Annotated in this window: 23 protein-coding genes and 2 pseudogenes; 16 read left to right on the forward strand and 9 right to left on the reverse strand. The window is 67.3% G+C overall.

Features of this window, described 5'->3' with window-relative positions; all coding sequences use genetic code 11:
- Positions 1 to 15: 15 nt before the first annotated feature.
- Positions 16 to 2,199, reverse strand: coding sequence for an FUSC family protein (locus ACTJKF_RS04365; protein WP_440622341.1), 2,184 nt, complete (start codon positions 2,197 to 2,199; stop codon positions 16 to 18).
- A gap of 194 nt (positions 2,200 to 2,393) precedes the next feature.
- Between ACTJKF_RS04365 and ACTJKF_RS04370 the strand changes: the two genes are divergently transcribed.
- Entirely contained in the window at positions 2,394 to 3,341 is a 948-nt protein-coding gene (locus ACTJKF_RS04370) for a LysR family transcriptional regulator (RefSeq protein ID WP_440622342.1), read from the forward strand.
- A 157-nt stretch (positions 3,342 to 3,498) separates the two neighbouring features.
- On the opposite strand, the gene ACTJKF_RS04375 is transcribed toward ACTJKF_RS04370, so the two are convergent.
- Entirely contained in the window at positions 3,499 to 3,801 is a 303-nt protein-coding gene (locus tag ACTJKF_RS04375; protein WP_440622343.1) for a DUF4148 domain-containing protein, read from the reverse strand.
- Between the two features lie 227 nt (positions 3,802 to 4,028).
- A complete protein-coding gene (locus ACTJKF_RS04380) occupies positions 4,029 to 5,171 on the reverse strand; it encodes a porin (protein WP_440622344.1) in 1,143 nt (380 codons plus the stop codon).
- Positions 5,172 to 5,541: 370 nt separating this feature from the next.
- On the opposite strand from ACTJKF_RS04380, the pseudogene ACTJKF_RS04385 reads away from it, so the two are divergent.
- The 5 genes and pseudogenes from ACTJKF_RS04385 to ACTJKF_RS04405 all read left to right on the forward strand — a co-directional run.
- Positions 5,542 to 5,652: pseudogene (locus ACTJKF_RS04385) on the forward strand (VOC family protein); the annotation flags it as partial.
- Between the two features lie 72 nt (positions 5,653 to 5,724).
- Positions 5,725 to 6,975 (forward strand): cytosine deaminase, encoded by a 1,251-nt coding sequence (codA, locus tag ACTJKF_RS04390; protein ID WP_440622345.1) that lies wholly within the window; start codon positions 5,725 to 5,727, stop codon positions 6,973 to 6,975.
- Between the two features lie 37 nt (positions 6,976 to 7,012).
- Positions 7,013 to 7,332 (forward strand): annotated as a pseudogene (locus ACTJKF_RS04395) (chloride channel protein); the annotation flags it as partial.
- Between the two features lie 209 nt (positions 7,333 to 7,541).
- A complete protein-coding gene (locus tag ACTJKF_RS04400; RefSeq protein ID WP_440622346.1) occupies positions 7,542 to 7,859 on the forward strand; it encodes a helix-turn-helix domain-containing protein in 318 nt (105 codons plus the stop codon).
- Positions 7,852 to 9,111 carry a type II toxin-antitoxin system HipA family toxin gene (locus tag ACTJKF_RS04405; protein WP_440622347.1) on the forward strand — a complete coding sequence of 420 codons (1,260 nt, stop codon included), beginning with the start codon at positions 7,852 to 7,854 and terminating at the stop codon, positions 9,109 to 9,111. Before ACTJKF_RS04400 ends, ACTJKF_RS04405 begins: the two co-directional genes overlap by 8 nt.
- A 19-nt stretch (positions 9,112 to 9,130) precedes the next feature.
- Here the strand turns inward: ACTJKF_RS04405 and ACTJKF_RS04410 are convergent, their stop codons facing one another.
- Both ACTJKF_RS04410 and ACTJKF_RS04415 read right to left on the reverse strand, forming a co-directional pair.
- The gene (locus ACTJKF_RS04410; protein ID WP_440622348.1) at positions 9,131 to 10,549 is read right to left on the reverse strand and encodes a cytochrome-c peroxidase; all 1,419 of its coding nucleotides are present in this window, start codon (positions 10,547 to 10,549) and stop codon (positions 9,131 to 9,133) included.
- A gap of 111 nt (positions 10,550 to 10,660) precedes the next feature.
- On the reverse strand, positions 10,661 to 12,334 hold the full coding sequence (locus ACTJKF_RS04415; protein WP_440622349.1) for a phospholipase C: 1,674 nt from the start codon (positions 12,332 to 12,334) through the stop codon (positions 10,661 to 10,663).
- A gap of 401 nt (positions 12,335 to 12,735) precedes the next feature.
- Here ACTJKF_RS04415 and ACTJKF_RS04420 point away from each other — a divergent pair, with 401 nt between their 5' ends.
- Entirely contained in the window at positions 12,736 to 13,593 is an 858-nt protein-coding gene (locus ACTJKF_RS04420; RefSeq protein ID WP_440622350.1) for an EamA family transporter, read from the forward strand.
- A gap of 51 nt (positions 13,594 to 13,644) precedes the next feature.
- Here ACTJKF_RS04420 and ACTJKF_RS04425 read toward each other — a convergent pair whose 3' ends face one another.
- A complete protein-coding gene (locus ACTJKF_RS04425) occupies positions 13,645 to 14,118 on the reverse strand; it encodes an Lrp/AsnC family transcriptional regulator (RefSeq protein ID WP_060339892.1) in 474 nt (157 codons plus the stop codon).
- A 320-nt stretch (positions 14,119 to 14,438) separates the two neighbouring features.
- Here ACTJKF_RS04425 and ACTJKF_RS04430 point away from each other — a divergent pair, with 320 nt between their 5' ends.
- From ACTJKF_RS04430 to ACTJKF_RS04455, 6 genes are all read left to right on the forward strand, one after another.
- Complete coding sequence (locus ACTJKF_RS04430) at positions 14,439 to 15,824, forward strand: amino acid permease (protein ID WP_440622351.1); 1,386 nt, start codon at positions 14,439 to 14,441, stop codon at positions 15,822 to 15,824.
- A gap of 43 nt (positions 15,825 to 15,867) precedes the next feature.
- Complete coding sequence (locus ACTJKF_RS04435; RefSeq protein ID WP_440622352.1) at positions 15,868 to 17,070, forward strand: amino acid aminotransferase; 1,203 nt, start codon at positions 15,868 to 15,870, stop codon at positions 17,068 to 17,070.
- 143 nt (positions 17,071 to 17,213) lie between these two features.
- The gene (locus ACTJKF_RS04440) at positions 17,214 to 17,612 is read left to right on the forward strand and encodes a DUF488 domain-containing protein (protein WP_440622353.1); all 399 of its coding nucleotides are present in this window, start codon (positions 17,214 to 17,216) and stop codon (positions 17,610 to 17,612) included.
- A 117-nt stretch (positions 17,613 to 17,729) separates the two neighbouring features.
- The gene (locus ACTJKF_RS04445) at positions 17,730 to 18,020 is read left to right on the forward strand and encodes a DUF1488 domain-containing protein (RefSeq protein ID WP_440622354.1); all 291 of its coding nucleotides are present in this window, start codon (positions 17,730 to 17,732) and stop codon (positions 18,018 to 18,020) included.
- Positions 18,021 to 18,036: 16 nt separating this feature from the next.
- On the forward strand, positions 18,037 to 18,276 hold the full coding sequence (locus tag ACTJKF_RS04450) for a UDP-glucose 4-epimerase (protein ID WP_124498906.1): 240 nt from the start codon (positions 18,037 to 18,039) through the stop codon (positions 18,274 to 18,276).
- Positions 18,277 to 18,428: 152 nt separating this feature from the next.
- Complete coding sequence (locus tag ACTJKF_RS04455) at positions 18,429 to 18,782, forward strand: metal ABC transporter ATPase (protein WP_440622355.1); 354 nt, start codon at positions 18,429 to 18,431, stop codon at positions 18,780 to 18,782.
- An 18-nt stretch (positions 18,783 to 18,800) separates the two neighbouring features.
- Here the strand turns inward: ACTJKF_RS04455 and ACTJKF_RS04460 are convergent, their stop codons facing one another.
- From ACTJKF_RS04460 to lhpI, 3 genes are all read right to left on the reverse strand, one after another.
- Positions 18,801 to 19,580 (reverse strand): helix-turn-helix domain-containing protein, encoded by a 780-nt coding sequence (locus ACTJKF_RS04460; RefSeq protein WP_440622356.1) that lies wholly within the window; start codon positions 19,578 to 19,580, stop codon positions 18,801 to 18,803.
- A 17-nt stretch (positions 19,581 to 19,597) separates the two neighbouring features.
- Entirely contained in the window at positions 19,598 to 20,005 is a 408-nt protein-coding gene (locus ACTJKF_RS04465) for a response regulator (RefSeq protein ID WP_440622357.1), read from the reverse strand.
- 208 nt (positions 20,006 to 20,213) lie between these two features.
- A complete protein-coding gene (lhpI, locus tag ACTJKF_RS04470; protein ID WP_440622358.1) occupies positions 20,214 to 21,149 on the reverse strand; it encodes a bifunctional Delta(1)-pyrroline-2-carboxylate/Delta(1)-piperideine-2-carboxylate reductase in 936 nt (311 codons plus the stop codon).
- 269 nt (positions 21,150 to 21,418) lie between these two features.
- Between lhpI and ACTJKF_RS04475 the strand changes: the two genes are divergently transcribed.
- From ACTJKF_RS04475 to lhpH, 3 genes are all read left to right on the forward strand, one after another.
- Positions 21,419 to 22,156 (forward strand): FadR/GntR family transcriptional regulator, encoded by a 738-nt coding sequence (locus ACTJKF_RS04475; RefSeq protein WP_440622359.1) that lies wholly within the window; start codon positions 21,419 to 21,421, stop codon positions 22,154 to 22,156.
- A 121-nt stretch (positions 22,157 to 22,277) separates the two neighbouring features.
- Positions 22,278 to 23,399, forward strand: coding sequence for a branched-chain amino acid ABC transporter substrate-binding protein (locus tag ACTJKF_RS04480; protein ID WP_440622360.1), 1,122 nt, complete (start codon positions 22,278 to 22,280; stop codon positions 23,397 to 23,399).
- Positions 23,400 to 23,453: 54 nt separating this feature from the next.
- The gene (gene lhpH, locus ACTJKF_RS04485) at positions 23,454 to 24,461 is read left to right on the forward strand and encodes a trans-3-hydroxy-L-proline dehydratase (RefSeq protein ID WP_440622361.1); all 1,008 of its coding nucleotides are present in this window, start codon (positions 23,454 to 23,456) and stop codon (positions 24,459 to 24,461) included.
- Positions 24,462 to 24,507 lie beyond the last annotated feature (46 nt).

A 24,507-nucleotide genomic window follows, 5' to 3' on the forward strand; every position in this document is an offset into this window, starting at 1 on the left:
ATCGCCGTCGACGAGTCAATGCCGGTGACGATTGAACGGCGCGTCCTTGTCGAGCAGCGCGCTGCGGATGAAGTGCAGGCAGCCGACGATGCGCTGCATGCGGTGGCGCGCATCGGGCACGGCGTACCACGCGTGCAGCGCGTGCTGCGCGGCGCGGATCGCCAGGTTCACGGATTTCAGCGCGCGTGCGTGGTGGACGGGCGTCGGATCGTCGAAGAAGCGCGGCAGCGCGCGCAGCACCGCATCGATCGAGGTCGTCCAGTGCAGTGTCTGCGGCGGCTTCGATTCGGCGAAGCCGTGCAGCTCGTCGCGCAGGTCGATCACCGCATGACCGACCTCGAGCGTCGACAGCATCCAGCGCAGCGCGTCGCGATGCTGTCGCGTGCGCTTGACGAGCAGCGTGCGCAACTGTGCCATCAGATCGTGCGTGCTCGACTGGAAGCGCGCCGAGAGGCCCTCGCGCGCGCCTTCGCACGCGAGCGTGACCTGGCGGCGCAGATCGTGCGCGATACGCGACGTGAGCCAGGGCATGTGGGTCGGAAACACCACGGCGAACACGATCGAGCACGCGAACATCGCGACGACGATGGCGAAACCGTTGTTGACGAGCACCTCGGGCGTATACGCGATCGCGTTGTCGGGGCCCGCGAGCAGGCAGAAGAACACCGCGAAGCCGATCCCGTAGCCGGACAGGCCCGGGCGCATCGCGAGAAACGCGCCGAGGCCGAGCACCGGCGCGAGCGCCGCGCACAGCAGCGGAAAGCCGTCGATGTTTGGATACACGTAGCACAGGAACACATAGCCGACCGCCGTCGCGAACGTCGCGCCGACGCCCATCTGCGCAACGAACTTCGGCGCGCGCGGCGACGTCGAGCTCAGCGCGCACGCGATCGCGGTGGCGATCACGGCGAGCGAGCCGCTCGGCCATTCGGACGCGAGCCAGAACGCGCTCATCGCACCGACGGCGACGAGCGTGCGCAGGAACGCGAAGCCGACGAAGAACGCATTGGTTTTCACCGCGTAGTGCGTGACCGAGCGCTCGAACGCGTGATCGTCGCGGTCGAGCGACGCGAACGTGTCGGCATAGCCGACATACTCGCCGATGAAGCGATACACCAGCTCGATCGCGGTGTCGAAGTCGAGCAGGCCGCCGGCCGCATGAGCCTCGATCGCGTGGCGCGACGCGCGCGCGGCCTTCGGCAACGCGGTGTGAAAGCGGCGCAGGTCGAGCAGCGCGCCGGTGGTCGACGCGATCCCGCGCTGCCGCTCGTCGCGCAACGCGGTGACCCGCCGGGCGAGCCCGTCGAGGTGCGGCGCGAGCGCGTCGAGCACGGCGTCCGAGCGGTTTTCGCGCAGGCGCTTGACGAGCTGGTGCAGTGCATGCAGGCGCGTGCAGGCGTTCATGAACTCGCTGTTCAGCCGGGCGAGCCGGCGGCTGCGCACACGAATGTGCGGATCCTCGAACGACGCGAACGCACGATTGGCCTCGAAGCCGACGATCTCGTCGACGAAATCGGCGAAGCGCCGTTCGAAATCGCCGCGCGCGACGTCGCCCGACAGCGCGCCGGCCGCGAAGGCCGGGAACTTCACATGGCGGGCGGTCAGCGAGCGCATCAGCGCCTTCGCGGAGCTGAGCGGCAGGATCAGCGCGCTGACGGCGCCGGAACACGCGATGCCCAGCGCGACTTCCACGGCACGCGTCAGCGCGGACTGGAACAGCGTCTGCGGCGTCATGACCGCCGGCAGGCCGATCAGCGCGGCCGTGTAGCCGGCGAGCACGAAGCCGTACCAGCGGAAGTGACGGTTGCGCACCGCGAGCGCGATGCAGGTGCCGATCCACAGCGTGATGCCGGCCATGTACAGCTCCGGTTGCTGCGCGAACAGCCCGCCGAGCGCGAGCGCCGCGACGAGGCCGGCCGCCGTGCCGAGCACGCGGTAGAAGCTCTTCGCGAACACCATGCCCGACAGCGGCTGCATCAGCACGAACACGGTCGTCATCGCCGTGCGCGGCTGCGGCATCTCCAGCCGCATCGCGATGCCCATCGCGAGCAGCGCGGCGAGCACCGTCTTCGCGAGGTGCAGCCAGATCAGCCCGTCGCTCGCGGCCCAGTCGCGCGCGGCGCGGCCGAGCGGATCGAGCCAGGGTCTCCATCGTGCCGGTTCGATGGAAGGTCGCTCGATCGCAGGTTGTGGCTTCATGAAAAAAGAGGGGCGCGCGCGTGCGGGGCCGCGGCGCGTCCGGACGGGTCCGTTCGACTGGTGAGGCGCCGATTGTAGGAGCGCGGCGCGCGGGCATTAACGCAGCCACGGGGAAACGATAGTTGCAGGGTGCGCAACAATCTGCGTCGGCCTCTGGAGGAAAATATCGGCTCCGCTACAGGTGGCTCACAGGAATGGATACCCTACAAAACATGCGAGTGTTTACGCGCGTCGTCGAGACGGGCAGTTTCACCGCGGCCGCGCAATCGCTGAATTCGACCACGGGCGCGATGTCGCGCGCGGTGTCGGAGCTCGAGGCGCGCCTGCGCACTCGTCTGATGAATCGCTCGACGCGCCGTCTCGCGCTGACGTCGGCCGGCGAAAGCTATCTGCGGCGCTGCCGCCAGATCCTCGCCGACGTCGACCGTGCGGAAGAAGAGGCGAGCTGCGCGCACGAGCGGCCGGCCGGCGTGCTGCGCATGCACAGCTTCGCGAGCGTCGGCCATCACTACGTGATGCCCGCGCTGACGCGCTATCACACGCAGTTTCCCGACGTGTCCATCGAACTGTCCTTGTCGCAGCGCATGCCGGACCTGTTCGACGGCACGAGCGACATGGCGGTCGTGACCGCGTCGTCGCTGCCCGATTCGGAACTCGTGTCGCACCTGCTCGGCTCGACCTTCAGCATCCTGTGCGCGTCGCCCGACTACGTGAAGCGCCATGGTGCGCCGGCGCGCCCGCAGGATCTCGGCGCGCACGCGTGCCTGACGCTCTGCACGCCGGCGTTCCCGACTCATGAATGGGTACTCGAAGGAGCCGAAGGCGTCGAGCAGATCCATGTCGCCGGGCCGGTGCAGACCAATACGGCCGAGTCGCTCGCGCTCGCGATCCGCGACGGCATCGGAATCGGCATGCTGCCGCTGTATTCGGCGATCGACGCGCTGCACGACGGCACGCTCGTGCGCGTGCTGCCGGGGCACATCCTGCAGAAGATGAACGTGTATGCGCTGTATCCGTCGCGCCGCTTCGTCGATGCGAAGGTCCGCACGTGGGTCGAGATGCTGCGTGCGCAGGTGCCGGGGATGATCGCCCACGACGTCGAGATGCTCAACGCGATCGGCCGCGAAGCGCAGGCCGCCTGACGGCGATCGATTCACCGGCACGCCGCGGGCAGGGCGGCACGCTGACCGGTCGAATCGTCACCGGCCCGTCGTCATCGGCCATTGCCGCAATGGAAACCGCGCCCGCACGACACGTGTCATGCGGGCGCGGCGTTGCGTGATGCATTCACAGCGGCATTCACAGCGGGGGATTCGCGGTCACGCCCGATTCGGTTGCGCCCGCACCGGCCGGGCCATAGGCGGCTTGCGCGGCCTTGTGCTCGGCGAGGCGCTTGGCTGCCAGGCGTGCCTGCGCGGCCATGAGGTCGTCCGGATAGTTGCCGGCGTCGCCGAGCGACGGGTTGTAGCCGACCGATTCGAGGTCGTAGAGCTCTTGCAGCACTTGCGCGCGCGTAACGGGCGACTTGGCGGACTGAGCGAACGACAGCGCCGGAGCGGCAAGCAGGACGGCAGCGGCGGCGGTGACGACGAGCGATTTCACGATGTTCTCCTGTAGACGGGGGTGAGGCCGGTTCGGCGATCGATCCGCGATCGGAACCGTCAATGCCAGTCTATTCAGCGCGCCTCGTCACAAAAACCCCGATTCCAGGCAGGCAGCTTTCCAGATGGAACAACATTGGCGCGCGTCGCCCGTATCGACCGAACCCGTTTGCAGCGGCGGGGCTTCGGCCGGCGGGCGACGCGTCGTGATGTCACGCGGATCGGCGCTTAGAACCGCGTGCGCATGCCGATCGTGCCGACGACCTGGTTCGCGGTGCTCGACGCGCCGCCCGACGTGTTGATGAACGCCTGGTAACCGCGTCCCGATGCGTGCTGATACATCGCTTCCGCGTACAGGTCGGTGCGGCGCGACAGCTTGTACACCGCCTGCAGGTCGACCTGGTGCCACTTCGGATCGGTGCCGTGCTTGCTGTCCGGGTTCGACACGCTGGCGTCCGTGTACACGTAGGCCGCGCCGAGGCTGACGGCCGGCGTCACCGTATAGCGCACGTTCACGTCGTAGTTGTTGAACGCGACCTGGCCGGTGGAGCCGAACGAGCCCGTGTTGTCGTACTGCGAGCGCGTATAGACGAAGCCGACCGTCGCCGGACCGAACACGTAGCTGACGCCGCCGCCGTACGTGCGCATGCGGTCCGCGCCCACCGACCAGCCGCCCTGGCTCACGCCCTTCGCTTCGGCCACGTCGGACGCGCCCGGGCTCGCGCTGGTCGAGCCCTTCGTGCCGTTCATCTGCAGGTACGCGCCGGCCAGCTTCAGCGGGCCGTTCGTGTAGCTCGCCGCGACGCTGTACGCGCGGTTGCCGGCGAAGTTCGTCGAGTTCGAGAAGCCGTACAGCGCGCCGACCTTGAAGCCCGCGATCGAGTCGCTCGTGTACTTGACCGCGTTGTTGACGCGTACCGAATGGTTCAGGTTGTCGTTGTCGAACGGATGCGCGAAGCCCGTATCGCCGAAGTCGCCGGCCGTCGCGGACAGCGGCGCGACGAAGTCGACCATCGAATCGTACTGGCGGCCGAGCGTCAGCGTGCCGTAGCCGGCGCGGCTCAGGCCGAAGTACGCATGCCGGCCGAACAGCTTGCCGTCCTGGCCGAGCGAGCCGTTGTTCGTGTTGAAGCCGTTCTCGAGCAGGAACAGCGCCTTCAGGCCGCCGCCGAGGTCTTCACTGCCGCGCAGGCCGAAACGGCTGCCGTTGATCGTGCCGGTGGCCATCCGCCATTGGGAACCGCCGCCCACGTTGTTGGTGTAGGCGATGCCGGCATCGATCAGGCCGTACAGCGTGACCGAGCTCTGCGCGTGCGCGAGCGGGGCGAACAGCGCGGCGGTGCATGCGCCGGCAACGAGGGTTTTGTTCATGCGATGACTCCTGCGTGTGGGACTGGGTAAGCAAAGTTCGGCGCAAGTGTAGGGGCGCGCCCGCCCGATTCCTGCGGCAGGCGCGCGAGGGCTCCTTTGCACGCCGCGCAAGAGTGCGTCACACGGCGTTCACAAACCGGTGTGGCGGCCGAATGGCGTGCGTCCTTGGCAAGGGCGCGGTGCGTGATGCGGGGTTGCGGCGCATGCCGTGTCGCGCATTGACAACACGCGCGCCGCCGGCGACGGGAGTTGATCGGCGCGCCACGCGCGTGGAGAATGGGGTGGTCCCATGCCGGGAAACGGAGACATCGATGACCGAACCTCACCGTCCGTCCTTCAGTGCCGCGCTATGCTACCGCGATCCGAAAGCCGCGCTCGCGACCCGGGCCGGCACGTGTGGACCTTCGGCAAGCACGTGCGCGACGTGACGAACGACGAAATGCGCGCGGCGACCGGCTTGACGATCGAGGATTTCAAATAAAGCGCGGCACGCATTGCCGCAGCCCGATTCCCCCTGCGCGGCGCGTTGACGCCGCTTGATGCCTGGAGCGACATGAACCTCTTCAATGCACGCCTGCGCGGCCGCGACGGGCTGTTCACGATCGGTATCGACGGCGACCGGATTGCGCGGATCGACGCGCAAACGGCGCCGATCGCACCGGCTGCACCGGTTGGCGCCGACGAGATCGACGCGGGCGGCCGCCTCGCGATTGCGCCGCTCGTCGAACCGCATATCCACCTCGATGCCGTGCTCACGGCCGGCGAGCCGGCCTGGAACATGAGCGGCACGCTGTTCGAGGGCATCGAGCGCTGGTCCGAGCGCAAGGCGACGATCACGCACGACGACACGAAAACGCGTGCGCACGCGGCGATCGGCATGCTGCGCGATCACGGCATCCAGCACGTGCGCACCCATGTCGACGTCACCGATCCGACGCTCGCCGCGCTGAAGGCGATGCTCGAAGTGAAGGACGAGGCGCGCGGGCTGATCGACCTGCAGATCGTCGCGTTTCCGCAGGAAGGCATCGAGTCGTTCGACGGCGGCCGCGCGCTGATGGCGCAGGCGATCGAGCTCGGCGCGGACGTCGTCGGCGGGATTCCGCATTTCGAGAACACGCGCGAGCAGGGCGTCAGCTCGATCCGTTTCCTGATGGACCTGGCCGAGCGCACCGGCTGCCTCGTCGACGTGCACTGCGACGAGACCGACGATCCGCATTCGCGTTTCCTGGAAGTGCTGGCGGAAGAAGCGCGCGTGCGCGGGATGGGCGCGCGCGTGACGGCCAGCCACACGACCGCGATGGGCTCGTACGACAACGCGTATTGCTCGAAGCTGTTCCGGCTGCTGAAGCGCGCGGGCCTGAACTTCATCTCGTGCCCGACCGAAAGCATCCATCTGCAGGGGCGCTTCGACACGTTTCCGAAGCGGCGCGGCGTCACGCGCGTCGCGGAACTCGACCGCGCGGGCCTGAACGTGTGCTTCGGACAGGATTCGATCAAGGATCCGTGGTATCCGCTCGGCAACGGCAACATCCTGCGCGTGCTCGATGCGGGGCTCCACATCTGCCACATGATGGGCTACCAGGACCTGCAGCGCTGCCTCGACTTCGTGACCGACCACAGCGCGACGACGATGCATCTCGGCGACGGTTACGGGATCGCGGTCGGCCGGCCCGCGAACCTGGTCGTGCTCGATGCGGACAGCGACTACGAAGCGGTGCGCCGGCAGGTGAAGGCCACGCTGTCGGTGCGCCACGGGAAGGTGATCATGCGGCGCGAGCCGGAGCGCGTCACGTATCCGGCGTGACGCGTGCGCGCGGCGGGCGGCTCGCCCGTTCGCGCGGATGGCGGTCGTCACGATCCTGACGGGTGTCGGTGCGGGCTGCGGCGGGATGCTGCTCGCGCTGCTGCCGCATGCGAGCCAGCACGTCGCCTACGGTTACAGCCTCGCGCACGGGGTCGGCAGCGAGAGCTTCCTCACGGGCGTGACCCAGGCCGATCCGCTGCGCTTGTCGTCTGCGGGCGGCGGCTGGTGGGCGCTGTACCGGTACGGCGGCCGCTCGTCAGCATCCGCCGGGCGATTCGCGCGGCCGATCCGCGGGTGCCGTTCGTCAACACGATCGTTCACGCGTTGCTACAGATCGTCACCGTCGCGCTCGGTTCCAGAAGCCGGAACCCCACGTGCACTTGAAGCGCTTCTTCTGGGTGGAGAGAGTGCCTATATCGATCGCACGCTAATTCTTCTTTATAGTGATTAATGTGGGATTTTCATCGATAAGACACAATATTGCAGAATTATATGCCTTGAGTTCATCGGGTCTATAATTCTATAATATTGTGAGTTACATACCGTAAAGCGCCATAAGACCCACTATGATGGAATTAAGCTTTCGCAAGCCTGATGAAATCGTCGCCCTGATTTGCGAGCGGCTTCGCACGGAGCGGTTGGCGTTGCAACTGACGCAGACCGATGTGGCCGCGCGTGCTGGCGTCGGCGCCAATACCGTGTCCAACCTGGAAGCCGGGCGCAATGTAGGCCTCGAGACGGTCATCCGTGTCGCCATGGTTCTCGGGCGAAGCAAGGAACTCGAAGCGCTGTTCCTGCCGAAGCTCGATAGCCTGGACGATGTTCACCGGTATGAAAAGAGCGCCAAACGCCAGCGCGTCAAGAGGACGACCAGACATGATTGAGCGGGTCGATGTTTACTACGACGGTTGGGGAGAGCACTGGCTGTGGGGATCGATGGTCTCCACGACGGCCATCACGGGGCGCCCGTTGATCGTGTTCGAATATAGCGATGACGCGCGCAAGAGGGGGCTGGAACTGTCGTCTTATGCACTCCCGTTGCATGGGGCCAAACTGCGCAAGGACTTTCCGTCCCACCAGATGGGACTGCCCGGACCGGTCTATGACGCGCTGCCCGACGGATGGGGCATGTTGCTGATGGATCGCTTGTTCAAACGCCGCGGCCTCAACGCCGCACGCATCGGGCCGCTCGAGCGGTTGGCTTACATTGGCAACCACGCGATGGGGGCCATGTCGTTCGAGCCCGTTGCGCCCGAGGTCCAGGAAGCGCAGCCGAATATCCCTCTGGATCGACTCGCGGCCGAGGTGCAGGAAGTCCTTAATGGTGAAGGTGGGGCGTTCCTTCATCAGTTGCTGCAGGTCGGCGGTTCTCCGCAAGGCGCCAGGCCGAAGGCGCTGGTCTACCGTGATCCGCGGTCCGGCGCTTTTACGACGGCGGCCACGGCGGGTTTCGAAGCGTGGTTGATCAAGTTCCCGGCTCGGCAGGAACATCCTGAAGTGTGTGCCATCGAGATGGTCTACGCCGAGTGCTTGCGCACGTGCGGCATCGAGACCGCGGACACGTTGCATTTCAATTTGCCTGACGGGATGGCGGCCTTCGCGTCCCGGCGCTTTGACCGACGGGACGGTCTGCGCGTGCCCATGCAAAGCGTCGCCGCGTTTACCGGTGCCGATTACAAAACGCCCGGTGCGCTGGATTACGTGAATTTCCTGCGTGCGACTCACATGTGCACCAATGATGTCCGGGAGAAGGCGCGGGCGTTTGAACGGGCTGTCTTCAATGTCGCGTTCAACAATCGGGACGATCATCCCAAGAACTTCGCGTACGTCATGTCGAGATCCGGCGAGTGGAAACTCGCGCCGGCCTACGACGTGACATTCTGTGAAGGGCCCGGCGGTTACCACCAGATGGATGTAATGGGCGAGGCCCTGCAGATCGACCGGACGGCCTTGCTCGGGCTGGCAAACGAGGCGGAGATTTCCGCCACCGCCGCCGGCGACATGATCGACCGAATGTGCGGCGTGGCCAGCCGGTTTTCGGCCATTGCCACGCGCGACTACCAGGGGATCATCACCGAAGACACCCTGATGCACATTCAGCGTCGAATCGACGAGAACGTTGCGCTGCTCCGCTAGCGCGCCGGCGAGCCGATGCTCAGCGTGCCGGCTCGTCGTTCAGCGTGCCGAGAAACGCTTCGATATCCTTGATGTCCTGCGCGCTCATGGCCGGCTTGTCGCCGGGCTTGCGGTCGAACGGCGCATCGGTCACGTCGACGTTCGCGCGGTACTTCTCCGGGATATCGTCGTATTCGTCGATCTTGCCGTCCGCGCCGCGCGAATAGAACTTCTGCGGCCAGATGCTGCGCTCGTTGTAGAACGCCATGACCTGGTCGAGCGTATGGAACACGCCGTTGTGGAAGAACACGTGGCGCGTCGCCGCGTTGCGCAGCGTCGGCGTGAGGAACATCGCGCAATACTGCGTCTGGTCCTTCAGGTCTTCGCGGAACGGCCCGCACACGCCGAGATCGTAGAACGCCGGGTTGCGGTTCTGCGCCAGCGCCTGGTTGCGCGGCACGCCGAGCGCCTCGTATTGATAGTCGGTCAACATCGGCGGCAAGCCATCCTTGCCGGGCTTCGACAGATGGCAGCCCGCGCAATTCGCCTTGTCCGGGTCGTTGAAGAGCCGCAGTCCGCGCAGCTCGGCCTGCGTGAGGCGCGCACGGCCTTCGAGCCAGCGGTCGTACTTGCTGTTGTACGGATGGAACGACGGATCCTCGACCTGATAGCGTGCGATCGCGAACATCGCTTCCGACACCGCAAGCTGCGGCGTGGAGAACACGCGTGGGCCGAACAACTGCTCGAACTGCGCGCGATGCGACGACTGCGCGAGCTTGCGTGCGACATCGTCGATGCTCGCATTGGCCATTTCGACCGGATTCAACAGCGGCCCGAACGCCTGCTGCTGCAGCGTATCGGCGCGGCCGTCCCAGAACATCCCGCCCTGCGGTACGAGCTGCGGCGCGGCCGACGTGCCGGCCACCTTCCGCGCCTTGACGACGCCGGCGGCCGAGGCAGCCTGCTGCGCAACGCTCGGCGCGGCGTCGTTTTCGCCGGCATCGGGGCCGATGCTGAAGTTCGGCTGGCGATACAGGTACATCAGCGACGGCGGCGGGCGGTAGCCCTGCTGCGTCATCGCGAGGCCGCCCGGCTGCACGTCGAGCCCGTTCGGCGGGCCGTAAGCATGATCGGGGCTATGGCACGACGCGCACGACTGCTTGCCGGATCCCGACAGCGACGGATCGGCGAACAGCGCGCGCCCGAGCTGCGCGACCGCCGACAACGGCTGCGCGGCCGGGCGCTGCAACACGACCGGATGCGGATTCGCGCCCGTCCAGTCGGCGACGACATCGCCGATCGCGGCCGGCGTGTGCGCCGGAAACGCAATCGCGAACGCGCCGTAGCCGACCACGGCCGCGCCGAGCGCGAACGCGGCGCGGCGCAGCGCGCGGGCAGGGGAGCGCGGCGCGGCGGCGCCGGATGTTTCGGGAGACGGGAACGCGGGACGAGCTGTCATGCTGTCGGTCGACAATCGGGCACCGTGTGAAAGCGGCGCGTTAAACGGAAACGGCCGGCGCACGATGCGCCGGCCTGCTGTTGCGTGCTGCGACCGGTAACGCGTCGCCGGTCAGATCGACGGCGCCGCGCTCAGCACGGTGCCTTGCGTCGGGTCGAGATACAGCGGCGCCGTATTCGGCTTCGACGAGAAGTCGAACAGCGCGCGCAGGTCGCCTGCCGTCGCATCGAACGAACCGCCGCCGATGCGCTGGCCGCCGAGCCAGTTGTCCTCGATGAAGCGTACGACGGACGCCTGGTCGAGCATCGTGTGGTCGACGTAGTTCTGCTTCGCGTACGGCGAGATCACGACGAACGGGATGCGCACGCCCGGGCCGCAGCGGCCGTTCACGGTGCCGCCGTTCACGCCGGTGGTGCCGCCCGAGCCGCACTTGCCGTTGCCGTTCACCTGGTCGACCGCGTCGGACGACGCGTGAGTCGGTGCCGTGTACGCGTGGTCGTACCAGCCGTCCGAGTCGTCATAGGTGACGATCACGGCCGTGTTCTGCCAGTCGGGCTGCTGCTGCAGGAAGTTGACGACCTTCGTCACGAACGCCTGCTCATCGAGCGGGTCCGAGTAGCCCGCGTGCGCGTCCTGTGCGGCCGGCGCCTTCAGGAAGCTGACCGACGGGAAGTTGCCGGCCTTCACGGCCGCGAAGAAGTCGTCGCTGTCGTACTGGTGGTTCGCCGGTTCGGCCGTCTTGCCGTCGGTTTCGAGGCTCGAACCGATCGCCGCGACCGAACTCGGGCGCGTGTGCTGCGGGTTCGCGGTCGACGCGTAGTACTGGAACCAGTTGTGGTGCGGGATGTAGTCGGCGGTCGCGGCGTTCACGGCGGTGGCGACCGTGCTGCGCGCGCAGCCCGTCGTGCCGTTGCCGTTGGTCGTCGACAGGTTGAAGCCGCCCATGAAGCCGCCCCACGTGATCTTCGCGCCGTTCAGCAGGTCGCCGATGTTCTTGCCGCTCATCATCGCCTGGTCGGTCGTGCTCGAGCACACGTCGAAGCCCGGGTCGACGTCGTTGATCATCGTGAAGCCGCCCTGGCCGTCGTTGATGTAGTACGAGGTGGCGGTAAGCGTCGATGGCTGCTTCGACGTCTTGACGACCTGCATCCCGTTGGTCTGGCCCGACACGACGTTCAGCGCGCCCGGCGTCGACGGGCCGTAGACCGTCGTGTACGCGTTGTCGCTCATCGCGAAGCGCTGCGCGTAGTTCCACAGCGCGGTGACGGTGTTGCCGTCGAAGTAGCCCATCACCTGGCCCTTCGTGCCGAACGCGCCGGCGCCGCCGGACGAGCCCTTGCCGGTGTATTTCGGGAACAGGTCGGCGAGGCCGTTGTCCTCGGCCTGCTGCTCGGCCGTATACGCGTGGTTCTGGTCGGCGGTCGCGGCCTGCGTGCGGTCGAGGCGGAACGGGTTCGCGGCGTCGGTGCCGTTGGCCGTGTTCGTGAAGTTCGGGTTCGCGGTGAGCAGCGTGCCCGTCAGCCCGTTGACCGTCGGCGTGCCGGGCTTCGCGTTGAATGCCGGTTCGCCTGACGGGTTCGCCGCGTTCGGGTAGGTGCCGAAGTAGTGGTCGAACGACACGTTTTCGCCGTAGATCACGACGACGTGCTTGATCGGCGTGGCGGTTTGCAGCGCATCCTGCGCCGACACCGGGGGCGTCGACGTGGGATCGTCGCTGCCGCCGCAGGCGAACAGCGCAAGCGCCGCGGCGGCGCAGGCTGTGACGAGCAAGGCTTGACGGAACATCGGGAAACTCCAGATAGGTTTTCGATGGTGGGGAGCCGGCTCCGTCGCCGTGTTGGTTCGGCGCGGAGCGCGTGATGGAGCACCGGCATTGGAACAGCCCGTCATGAAGATATGGGGGCGGGCCGGTTTCGCGACGGTTGCGTCGCGGTATCGATTTCATTACGACGCGAAGCCTGGAGAAAGGCAGAGGAAAGGTAGGGCGCGCATGCAATCCGGCCGACACATTCGGCGGGGGGCCGGTCATCGCCGCGCATGCCGCGCGGGGCGGGCGACAGCGCGATGGTCCGGTTCGCCGGGGCGCCCGCGCCACCGCGCTTTTTTGACAGTCGGGTGATCCATTCATGCGATGATCGGCGCCGCGGCGACGATTTCGCGTTGCCGGCCGTCAGCGAGTATTCAGCGTGCCGATCCCCGTTCTGTTTGCCGTTTTGTGCGCCGCCTTCCTGCATGCGTCATGGAACGCGCTCGTGCGCAGCAGCGGCGACCGGTTGCGCTCGGCCACGGTGCTGCAGATCGCGATCGGGTTGTTCGCACTGCTGTTCCTGCCGGCCGCCGCGCCGATCACGCCCGCGAGCTGGGCCTGCGTCGCCGCATCGGCGGTGATCCACGTCGTCTATACGCTGCTGCTGGTGCGCGCGTACGAGCACGGCGACCTGACCGTCGCGTATCCGGTCGCGCGCGGCACCGCACCGCTGCTCGTCACGCTGGGCGCGGCAGTGTTCGCGGGCGAGCGCCTGAGCGCGGGTGCGCAAGGCGGGCTCGTGCTGATCTGCGCCGGCATCCTGGCGATCGGGCTCGACCGCGGGCGCGGCGCACAGCACCGGATGACGCAGGTGCTGCCGACCGCATTCGCGACCGGCGTATCGATCGCCGCATACAGCGTGGTCGACGGGATCGGCGTGCGGGAAAGCGGCAGCACGGTCGGCTATACCGCGTGGATGTTCGTGCTGACCGGGGTGTTGATGGCCGTGTATTACCGGCTGCGCGCGGGGCCGCTGCGGTTGACGCAGGAGCCTGGCGAAACGGCGAAGGCCGCATGCGGCGGCGTGTTCGCCGCGCTCGCGTACGGGATCGTGATCTGGGCGATGGATCGCGCGCCGATGGGCCCGGTGTCGGCGCTGCGCGAAACGAGCGTGGTGTTCGCGGCGCTGATCGCGCGCGCGTATCTCGGCGAGCGGCTGACGCCGCGTCGCGCGGGCGGGTGTCTGGTGATTGCTTCGGGGGCGTTGCTGATCAGTGCGTTTGAAGTGGTGCGGTGAGCCCGGCTGCCGCCGGACCGTGCGTCGCCCGCCATGCCGGATGGTGCGGCATCACCCCTCCACCGGCATCGCGCTCGTGCACTTGATTTCATCGAGACACACGCTCGAGTGCACGCCGCTCACGCCGGGAATGCGCATCAGCGTTTCGAGCAGAAACGTCGACAGCCCCTTCAGGTCGTGCGCGACGACCTTCAGCACGTAGTCGATATCGCCCGTCACCGAGAAACATTCCTGGATCTGCGCGAGATCCGACACGAGTTTCTGGAATTTCGACAGGTCGCGGATATGCCCGCGCTCCATCGTCACGTGCACGAATGCGGTGACGCCAAAGCCAAGCGTATCGGGGCACAGACGGGTTTCGTAGCGGCGGATCGCGCCGATCTCCTCCAGCCGGCGGTGGCGCCGCAGCGTCTGCGCGGGCGACAGGCCGACGGCCTTCGCCAGGTCGAGGTTCGACGCGCGGCCGTTCTCCTGCAGCACCGACAGCAAGTGGCGATCGATGCGATCGAGAACCGGTTCAGGCATTTTTGTTTCCTCATCTGTCTCCCGGATGCAATCTTATCTCATAATGTAGGGTTTGCATGAGCGGGTTACGCAACCCGATTTCGCCGTCGCGACGCTAAACTGACGCCGGATTTTCGTGTGCGTCCGCAGCAATGCGGGCGAGGGCGATAGTCGGCGGCCAGTGTGGCCGGCCTGCCGACGCGAATCGGGCGTCGCCGCGCGAAGATTGCAGTCCCCCAACCCGGCGGCTCCACGAACGGCCGCCGGCACAGCAAAACAGCGCCCGGCACACCGAGGCGCGCCGCACCGCTTCCGGCGGAGGCGGGCAGAGTGGAGAAGACATGGTTTCTGGAAACGAGAAGGACGGCCTGAAGCGGGGGCTGAAGAATCGGCACATCCAGCTGATTGCGCTCGGTGGCGCGCTCGGCACGGGGCTGTTCCTCGGCATCGCGCAGACGATCAAGATGGCCGGCCCGTCCGTGCTGCTCGGCTACGCCGTGGCCGGCGTCGTCGCGTTCTTCATCATGCGCCAGCTCGGCGAGATGGTCGTCGACGAGCCGGTCGCCGGCTCGTTCAGCTACTTCGCCGACAAGTACGTCGGCCACTTCACCGGCTTCCTGTCGGGCTGGAACTACTGGGTGCTGTACATCCTCGTCAGCATGGCCGAGCTGTCGGCCGTCGGGATCTACGTGCAGTACTGGTGGCCCGGCGTGCCGACCTGGGTGTCGGCGCTGGTGTTCTTCGTCGCGATCAACCTGCTGAACCTGGCGAGCGTGAAGTCGTACGGCGAGACGGAATTCTGGTTCTCGATCATCAAGGTCGCCGCGATCGTCGGGATGATCGGCTTCGGCGGCTGGCTGCTCGCGAGCGGTCATGCGGGGCCGGAAGCGAGCGTCGCGAACCTGTGGCGGCACGGCGGCTTCTTCCCGAACGGCGTGTCGGGGCTCGTGATGTCGATGGCGGCGATCATGTTCTCGTTCGGCGGGCTGGAGCTGATCGGCATCACCGCGGCCGAGGCCGACGATCCGAAGCACAGCATTCCGCGCGCGACCAACCAGGTGATCTACCGCATCCTGATTTTCTACATCGGCGCGCTCGCCGTGCTGCTGTCGCTGTATCCGTGGGAAAAGGTCGTGTCCGGCGGCAGCCCGTTCGTGCTGATCTTCCACGCGCTGAGCAGCAACCTGGTCGCGAACGTGCTGAACGTGGTCGTGCTGACGGCCGCGCTGTCGGTCTACAACAGCGGCGTGTACAGCAACAGCCGGATGCTGTTCGGCCTCGCGAAGCAGGGCAACGCGCCCAAGGTGCTGTGCTCGGTGAACAAGCGCGGCATTCCGCTCGCCGCGCTCGGCGCGTCGGCGCTCGCGACGGGCGTGTGCGTGCTGGTCAATTACTTCATGCCGGGCAAGGCGTTCGAGGTGCTGATGGGCCTCGTCGTGTCGGCGCTGATCATCAACTGGGCGATGATCACGCTGATCCACCTGAAGTTCCGCCAGGCCAAGCGCATTGCCGGAGAGGAGACTTCCTTCCGCAGTCTGGGCTATCCTTTCACGAATTACCTGTGCCTGGCGTTCATGGCCGGCATTCTCGTCGTGATGTACCTGACGCCGGATCTCCGCCTGTCGGTGTACCTGATTCCCGTCTGGCTCGCGGTGCTCGCGATCGGGTATCGCTTCCGTCAGAAGAATGCGGGCTACGCGATGCGCGACGGCGCATCCGCGCGCTGACACAGGCATCACGATCATTCTTCCAAACGAGACCGACATAGCCATGTTCGAACACATCGACGCGTACCCGGGCGATCCGATCCTGACGCTCAACGAGAACTTCCAGAAAGATCCGCGCGATCAGAAGGTCAACCTGAGCATCGGCATCTATTTCGACGCCGAAGGCCGGATTCCCGTGATGGGCGCCGTGCGCGAAGCCGAAACCGCGCTGCAGCGCGACCTCGGCCCGAAACCCTACCTGCCGATGATCGGCCTCGCCGCGTATCGCGACGCCGTGCAGGCGCTCGTGTTCGGCGCCGATCACCCGGCGCGCGCGGCCGGCCGCCTCGCGACCGTGCAGACGCTCGGCGGCTCGGGGGCGCTGAAGGTGGGTGCCGATTTCCTGAAGCGCTACTTCCCGCAAGCGCAGGTGTGGCTCAGCGACCCGAGCTGGGAAAACCACCGCTTCATCTTCGAGCGCGCCGGCTTCACGGTGAACACGTACCCGTACTACGACGAAGCGACGGGCGGCCTGAAGTTCGACGCGATGCTCGCGGCGATCGACGCGCTGCCGGCGCGCAGCATCGTGCTGCTGCATGCGTGCTGCCATAACCCGACCGGCGTCGATCTCGACGAAGGCCAGTGGGCGAAGCTGATCGACGTGATCGAGGCGCGCGGCCTGCTGCCGTTCGTCGACATGGCGTACCAGGGCTTCGGCGCGGGCCTCGACGCGGATGCCTTCGCGGTGCGCGAACTGGCGCGCCGCGGCGTGCCGGCGCTCGTCGCGAACTCGTTCTCGAAGAACTTCTCGCTGTACGGCGAGCGCGTCGGCGGCCTGAGCGTCGTCTGCGAGGATGCGGCGGCTGCCGAGCGCGTGCTGGGCCAACTGGCCGGCGCGGTGCGCTCGAACTACAGCAACCCGCAAACCTACGGTGCGAAGGTCGTCGCGACCGTGCTCAACACGCCCGCGCTGCGCAAGCAGTGGGAAGAAGAGCTCGCCGCGATGTGCCGCCGCATCGCGCGCATGCGCCAGTCGATCCACGACGGCCTGCGCGATCACGTCAGCGGCGAAGCGCTCACGCGCTACGTGAAGCAGCGCGGGATGTTCACGTACACGGGCCTGACCGAATCGCAGGTCGACGCGCTGCGCGAAGTCCACGGCGTGTATATCCTGCGCTCGGGCCGCATGTGCGTCGCGGGTCTGAACGATTCGAACGTCGGCATCGTCGCGGACGCGATCGGCAAGGTGCTGAAGAGCGGCGTCTGAGCGGCGCGCCTCCGGGCGCCCCCTGCGGGCGCGCCGAACGCATCGCCGAAACCGGCTGTCTCCGTCGTGGGGGCAGCCGGTTTTTTCTTGCGCGGCGACGACGCGGCGTTACGATGACGGATCGAACGCAACGAAGGAGCAGCATGGCTATTCGAATCGTACGGCTCGGCTCGCCGCGTGCGGCTGGCGAGGGCCTGAGGATCGGCACGGTGCGGCGGCCGCCGCGCGGCGTACCCAAGGCGGAATTCGCATCGCGCAACTACTATGATGTATGGCTGCCGACGCTGTCGCCGAGCCCCGAGCTCGTCGCGCAGGCGCTGACGGCCGAAACCGACGCCAAATGGCGCGCGTTCACGCGCCACTTTCGTGCGGAAATGGCGCATGGCGACGCGCCGAAGGTGCTGGACCTGCTGGCCGCGCTGTCGGCGACGAGCGCGTTCTCGATCGGCTGCTACTGCGAGGACGAGCACCGCTGCCACCGCAGCGTGCTGCGTGAACTGCTGGCCGAGCGCGGTGCGGCGATCGACACGGACGCCGGCTGAACGCCCGTCCGGCCATGCGATGGGGCGCGGCATCGTGCGGTGCAGCGAACCGCTTGACGTGGGTCAAGCGCGCGGCGGCGCGGGCCGCTATGCTCATGTCATGGGATCGTCCTGACGATGACAGGCGGACAGATGCAGATTGCCTTTCCACCGGAACCGCCCGAATATTGCGCACGCGACCTGGTCGTCGCGTTTTCGGCACGGGTCGATGGCCGCTGCGTGCAATGCGCGATCACGGCCGAAGCACTGGAAGATCATTTCGGCGCGCCGTCACTGCTCGAGCGGGACCTGCTGGGCGCGTTCGATGCACACCGGTCGGCGATCGAAGCGATGGCACGACGCATGCTCGACGAAATCGGTGGACGGCCGGTGTTGCTGCATAGCGGACACTTCCGGCTCGACGACTGACACCGCAGGAGGGCGCATGACACTGCAAGGCACGATTCATGAACGCGACTGGTCGGTCGAAGTCGAGACGCGGCCGTGCGAATCCGGCGAGTTCCGCTGCCGCGTGTCCGTCGAGCACGGCACGGGCGCGGCGCGCTTTCATCATACGTTCGAGCACAGTCACGCGTATCCCACCGAGCACGAGGCCGCGATCGAAGGGCTGCGGGCCGGGATGACGTGGATCGAAATGAAGACGTCGCAGACATTCAGCGTATGAATTGCCGCATGCCGTCGACGCCCGGATGCAAGGCTGCCCAGGCAGCGACCGGCGCGTCGTTCATGGCGCGGCGGGATTCCGCTGCGAGCGGGACAGCGACATTGGAACAGGTAACGCGGCCGACGAGCGGGTGGCCCGTCAGGAGGAACGAAATGGGCGTGGGCATGCAGATCGTCTGCGTCGGATTCGCGGGTTCCGCCGCGCTCGAGGCCGAAGCGGGCGCACAGCTGGTGCGGCTGGAGCGATTCCGCGCGCGGCTCGGCGATTGCCGGCTGGCGATCGAGTCGCGCCCGGCCGTCGACGGCGGCCGGATCTACGACGTGCGGCTCGACCTGATCATGCATGGTCGCGCGCCGGCAGCGCTGCCATGCAGCACCGGCGACGACGTGAACGAGACGATGCGCCGTGCATTCGCGCAAGCCGAGCAGGTGCTGTCCGCGTGGCAGTCGGGCGAACCGGAAGCGGTTGCGTCGCCTGCGGCCGCGACGGGCGCCGCCGTGCAATGACGCGATCCGTGCCGCGGGTCAGACCAGCGCGAGCGCCTGCGCGTCGATGATCCGCACGCGCTTGCCGCGCGTTTCGACGAGCGCATCCCGATGGAACCGCGAGAACATCCGGCTGACGGTCTCGAGCTTCATGCCGAGATAGCAGCCGATCTCTTCGCGCGTCATCCGCAGATTGAATTCCGATGCCGAATAGCCGCGCGCCTCGAAACGCGACGACAGGTTCAGCAGGAAATGCGCGACGCGCTGCTCGGCCGACATCGTGCCGAGCAACAGCATCTGGCTCGACTCGCGGACGATTTCGCTACTCAGCATCTGGTAGAGGAAATGCTGCATCGATTTCATTTCGCGGCACGCCGCTTCGAGCGCGTCGAACGGGATGATGCACACGACGCTGTCCTCGAGCGCGATCGCGTCGCAGCAGTGCCGGCCGCCGCCGATGCCGTCCATGCCAAGCGTTTCGCCGGCGATCTGGAAGCCGGTCACGTGCTCGCGGCCGTCGCGGTGCATCATCACCGTCTTGAACGAGCCGGCACGCACCGCATAGATGCTCTGGAACGGGTCGTCGATGCGAAACAGCGCGTCGCCCTGGCGAACGTGCCGGGTCGAGCAGATGATCGCGTCGAGCCGGCCGTACTCGTCGGCCGTCAGGTCCGGCGGCAGGCACATCGAGCGCATGGCGCAGACCGAGCAGCGCGCGGCCGGGTGTTTGGCGGCGTCGGTGGGCACGACCGCACGAAGCGGAAGCGTTGGCCGACGCGTGACGGGCGGGGCGGTGGCGCAGGCGGTGGCTGTAGACATGAGTCACTCCGGCTCGGTCAGGGATGGTGCGCGCGAGCACGCACCAAAGATTCGATGACGCGGCATGCTGCGTCGAATTCGGCGGTCTTGTCGAAGAAATAATCGGCGCCGGCCGCCGCGCATGCCTCTCTGAATGCCGGTGCCGAGTGGTTCGTCAGCACGATCGTGACGACGCGCGGCGCGGCCTTCGACAGCATTCCGATCAGGTCGAGACCGCTGCCGTCCGCGAGCCGCAGGTCGACGATCACCACGTCCGCGCGGCTGCTGCGGATGTGCGCCCATGCGTCCTGGCCGTCTTCCGCTTCGCCGACGACCACGACGCCGCCGATCGCGCCGACGAGCAGCGCGATCCGTTGCCGGACGGCGACGGCGTGATCGACGAGAAACACCCTGAGTGTGGCGGCGGGCGGCAGGCTGGCATTCATGGGGGCAGTATCGGGTTGCGCCGCCAAAAATGAAATCGGCCGAATTGGAAGTTTGTGTAGGCCGCTTCGACGCGTTGTAGGGCGTTTCCTACAACGCGTACGGGAAACCGGTGGCGCCGGGCGGGTGCCGCGTTGCCGCGCAGGCCGCGTGCAGGCGGCCGCCGGTCGTCATTGTCGTTGTCGTCCGGTAGTTGTCGCCGTCGTCGAATCAGCCGCGCCGGCGCGCATCCAGTGCGTCGCGCGCCGTGCGGCACGCGGCCAGATCCCACGCGGCGCAGCCGACGGTCTTGAACAGCAGCGGCCCGCGGCGGTCGAAGGCGCCGTTCAGGACGTCGGCGAGCGACGCGACCTGCCGCCAGTCGACTTGCGCGACGATCAGGTCGCCGGCCTCATGGCGCGCGCCGGCCGGATCGTCGACGACGAGCCGGCTATGGCGCACGGTGCCGGCGTCGATCTCGGCGGCGTCCGCGGTGAACGCGCCGACGCCGACCACGAGGCGGCCTTCGCGCGCCGCTTCGCGATACACGGGCGTGCGGCTCGTCGTCAGCGTGACCACGACGTCGATCGCATCGGGAATCGCGTCGCCGTCGAGCGGCGCGAGCTGCGGCGCCTGCGCGCGGTGCGCGTCGCAGAACGCGGCCGCGCTGCCGGCGCGCGAGCCGCGCACGTGCAGGCGCGCGTCCGGAAAGATCGCCGCGAGCGCTTCCGCGTGATTGGCCGCCTGCTTGCCGGTGCCGATCAGCAGGATGTCGCGCGGCGCCGTGCCGTGCAGCGCCTGGATGCCGAGCGCGGTGATGGCCGCCGTGCGGCGGCCGGTGACTGTCGGGCCGTCGAGCACGAAGCGCAGCTCGCCCGTCGTCGCGTCGTACGCGCTCACCTGGCCGTGGATCGTCGGCAGTCCGCGCGCGCCGTTGCCGGGACACACGTTCACCAGCTTGTGGCTTGCGAGGTCGCGCGCGCTCGACGGCATCGACAGCATCACGCCGCCCGCCTGCAGCGGCACGACCAGCCGTTCGGGGCTGACGATCTCGCCCGCCGCGTATTCGGCGACGGTGTGCGTGAGCGTGGCGAGCAGCGCCGGGTAGTCGAGCAGCGCGGCCGTTTCGGCGGCATCGAAAGCGGGAGTGCGGGAGAGGGGGGTCATCGGGGCGGTCGGTTGGATTCGGTGGGTGGGCGTGGACGACGCGCGCGTCGCGCGTTCGCTGCGGCGCTGCCGGATCGCGTCACGGCAGATGGTCTGGATCGAATCTATACCAGTTACTGGCCGCGCGGCAATCCGGAAAAGCAAGCAGATTGCCGGTTTTGGTTCTAATATCCGTCCAGATGGGTCGCCATGAGCCCCGGTGCCGGACCCGCTCCGGTATAGTGCGGCGCCATTCCCAAACCACTACCCCGACCGGGCAGGAGCCCCAGATGATGTCCGCGCGCCCCGAATCCCTGGAAGCCGGTTTCCGGCCATTGCAGATCTACGAACAGGTCGCCGAGAAGATCCGCGACGAGATCGGCGCCGGGCGCTATGCGGCCGATTCGCGGCTGCCGTCGGAGCGCGAGCTCGCGGCGCTGTTCCAGGTCGGCCGGCCGGCCGTGCGCGAGGCGCTCGGCGCGTTGCAGAACGAAGGGCTGGTGATCACGAAGCGCAACTCGGGCACCTATGTCGTGCCGGCGCCGCTCGACGTGCTCGCGCGGCGCGGCGATGCGCACCGTGCGTCCGATGCGGACTTCAGCCCGACGTCGACGCTCGGCGTGCGGCTGATCCTGGAGCCCGCGATCGCGCGCCTCGCTGCCGCGCACGGCCGCGCCGATCCCGTCGCAGAAGGCTATCTCGCGCAGATGGAAACCGTGACCGATATCGACGACCCGCGGCAGCGCGCGCTGTGGAACGAGAGCGACCGGCTGTTTCATCGACAGCTCGCCCTGATGACCGGCGACGGGCTGATCGTGAAGATCGCGGACGAAGTCTCGAAGACGATGGACCAGCCGCTATGGAAGCGGCTCAAGGACGACGGCATCTACGACGCGGGCCGGATCCGGCTGTACGTGTCCGAGCACCGGCTGATCTACGAGGCGATCGTGTCCGGCGACGCCGACGCGGCGGCGTTCTACGTCGAGCAGCACATTCTGCGCGTGCGGCGCGACATCGCGCCGAAGTGACGTTCATCTCGTCGCACTGGTCTAAAAAACAACCAGAATCGCAAAAATCTTTTTGAAGCTGCTTGCACGGTGACCACGCATGTCCTACATTGGTTTCACACAAAACCAATCAGGAGACACCATGCGACACCTCATGATCGCGCTGTCGGTGGCCGTTGCCGCCGGCGCGCTGACTTCCGCGCACGCGCAGGAAGTCGTGATGATCGGCCATTCGGCGCCGCTCACCGGCCCCCAGGCCGCGAACGGCAAGGACAATGAAAACGGTGCGCGCCTCGCGGTCGACGAGCTCAACAAGGCCGGCGTGAAGGTGGCCGGCAAGACGGTCACGTTCAAGCTTGTCTCGGAGGACGACCAGGCCGACCCGAAGGCGGGCGTGCAGGTCGCGCAGAACCTGGTCGACAAGGGCGTCGTCGCGGTGCTCGGGCCGTACAACTCGGGCGTCGCGATTCCCGCGTCGCGGGTGTACGCCAACGCCGGCGTGCCGATGCTGCCCGTCGCGTCGAACCCCGCGCTCACGCGGCAAGGCTTCAAGAACATCTTCCGGATCGGCGCGAGCGACGAGCAGCTCGGCGGCACGATGGCCACCTTCGCCGCGAAGACGCTGAACGCGAAGACCGCCGCGGTGATCGACGATCGCACGGCGTACGGGCAGGGCGTCGCCGAGCAGTTCATGAACGTCGCGAAGGCGAACGGGATCAAGATCGTCGACCAGGAGTACACGAACTCGTCGGCGACCGACTTCCTCGGCATCCTCACCAAGATCAAGGCCAGCAATCCCGACGTGATCTTCCTCGGCGGCTATGCGGCGCAGGGCGCGCCGATGGCGAAGCAGATGAAGCAGCGCGGCTTGCGCGCGAAGCTGCTCGGCGGCGACGGCATCTGCTCGGCCGACATGGGCAAGGTCGCGGGCGACGCCGCGTCGATCGTCTACTGCGCGCAGGGCGGCGTCGCGCTCGAGAAGACGCCGGCCGGCCGCGCATTCCTGAAGAAGTACCACGACGCCTATCACACGGATACGCAGGTCTACGGCGTGAACTACTACGACGGCATGAAGCTGCTCGCCGACGCGATGGTCAAGGCCGGCACGACCACCGACAAGGCGAAGCTGATCGCGCAGCTGGCGAAGACGAACTATGCGGGCGTCGCCGGCACCTATTCGTTCGACGAACGCGGCGACCTGAAGGGCGCGCCGACCACCGTCTACGTGATCCGCAACGGGCTGCCCGAGCCGTACGCGAAGTAATCGTCACCGGACGGCGCCGGGGCGCCGTCCTTCGTCTTCACGCTTTCGATCCTCATGAAAATTTCCCGATCCCTTTCCACCGTCGAAGTCCATACCGGCGGCGAAGCGTTCCGCATCGTCACGAGCGGGCTGCCGCGCCTGCCCGGCGACACGATCGTCCAGCGCCGCACGTGGCTCAAGGAAAACGCCGACGAGATCCGCCGTGCGCTGATGTTCGAGCCGCGCGGCCACGCCGACATGTACGGCGGCTACCTGACCGAGCCGGTATCGCCGAACGCCGATTTCGGCGTGATCTTCCTGCACAACGAAGGCTACAGCGACCATTGCGGGCACGGCGTGATCGCGCTGTCGACCGCCGCGGTCGAGCTCGGCTGGGTGCAGCGCACCGTGCCCGAGACGCGCGTGGGCATCGACGCGCCGTGCGGCTTCATCGAGGCGTTCGTGAAATGGGACGGCGAGCACGCGGGGCCGGTGCGCTTCGTCAACGTGCCGTCGTTCATCTGGCAGCGCGACGTGTCGGTCGATACGCCGTCGTTCGGCACCGTGACGGGGGACATCGCCTATGGCGGCGCGTTCTATTTCTATGTCGACGGCGCGCCGTTCGGCCTGCCGGTGCGCGAGGCGGCGGTGGAGAAGCTGATCCGCTTCGGCGCGGAGGTGAAGGCCGCCGCGAACGCGAAGTATCCGGTCGTGCATCCGGAGATTCCGGAAATCAACCATATCTACGGCACGATCATCGCGAACGCGCCGCGCCATCCGGGCTCGACGCAGGCGAACTGCTGCGTGTTCGCCGATCGCGAAGTCGACCGCTCGCCGACCGGCTCCGGCACGGGAGGGCGCGTCGCGCAGCTGTACCAGCGCGGCCTGCTCGCGGCCGGCGACACGCTCGTCAACGAGTCGATCGTCGGCACCGTGTTCAAGGGCCGCGTGCTGCGCGAGACGACGGTCGGCGACCTCCCGGCCGTGATCCCGGAAGTGGAGGGCAGCGCGCACATCTGCGGATTCGCGAACTGGATCGTCGACGAGCGCGATCCGCTGACCTACGGTTTCCTCGTGCGCTGAACCTCGGCGCACGGCATTCGGTTGTACCGGGCTTGGCGCGCGGTCC

Origin of the sequence: Burkholderia sp. 22313 (genome assembly GCF_052045245.1) — a bacterium.
In the GTDB taxonomy this organism is placed as follows: domain Bacteria; phylum Pseudomonadota; class Gammaproteobacteria; order Burkholderiales; family Burkholderiaceae; genus Burkholderia.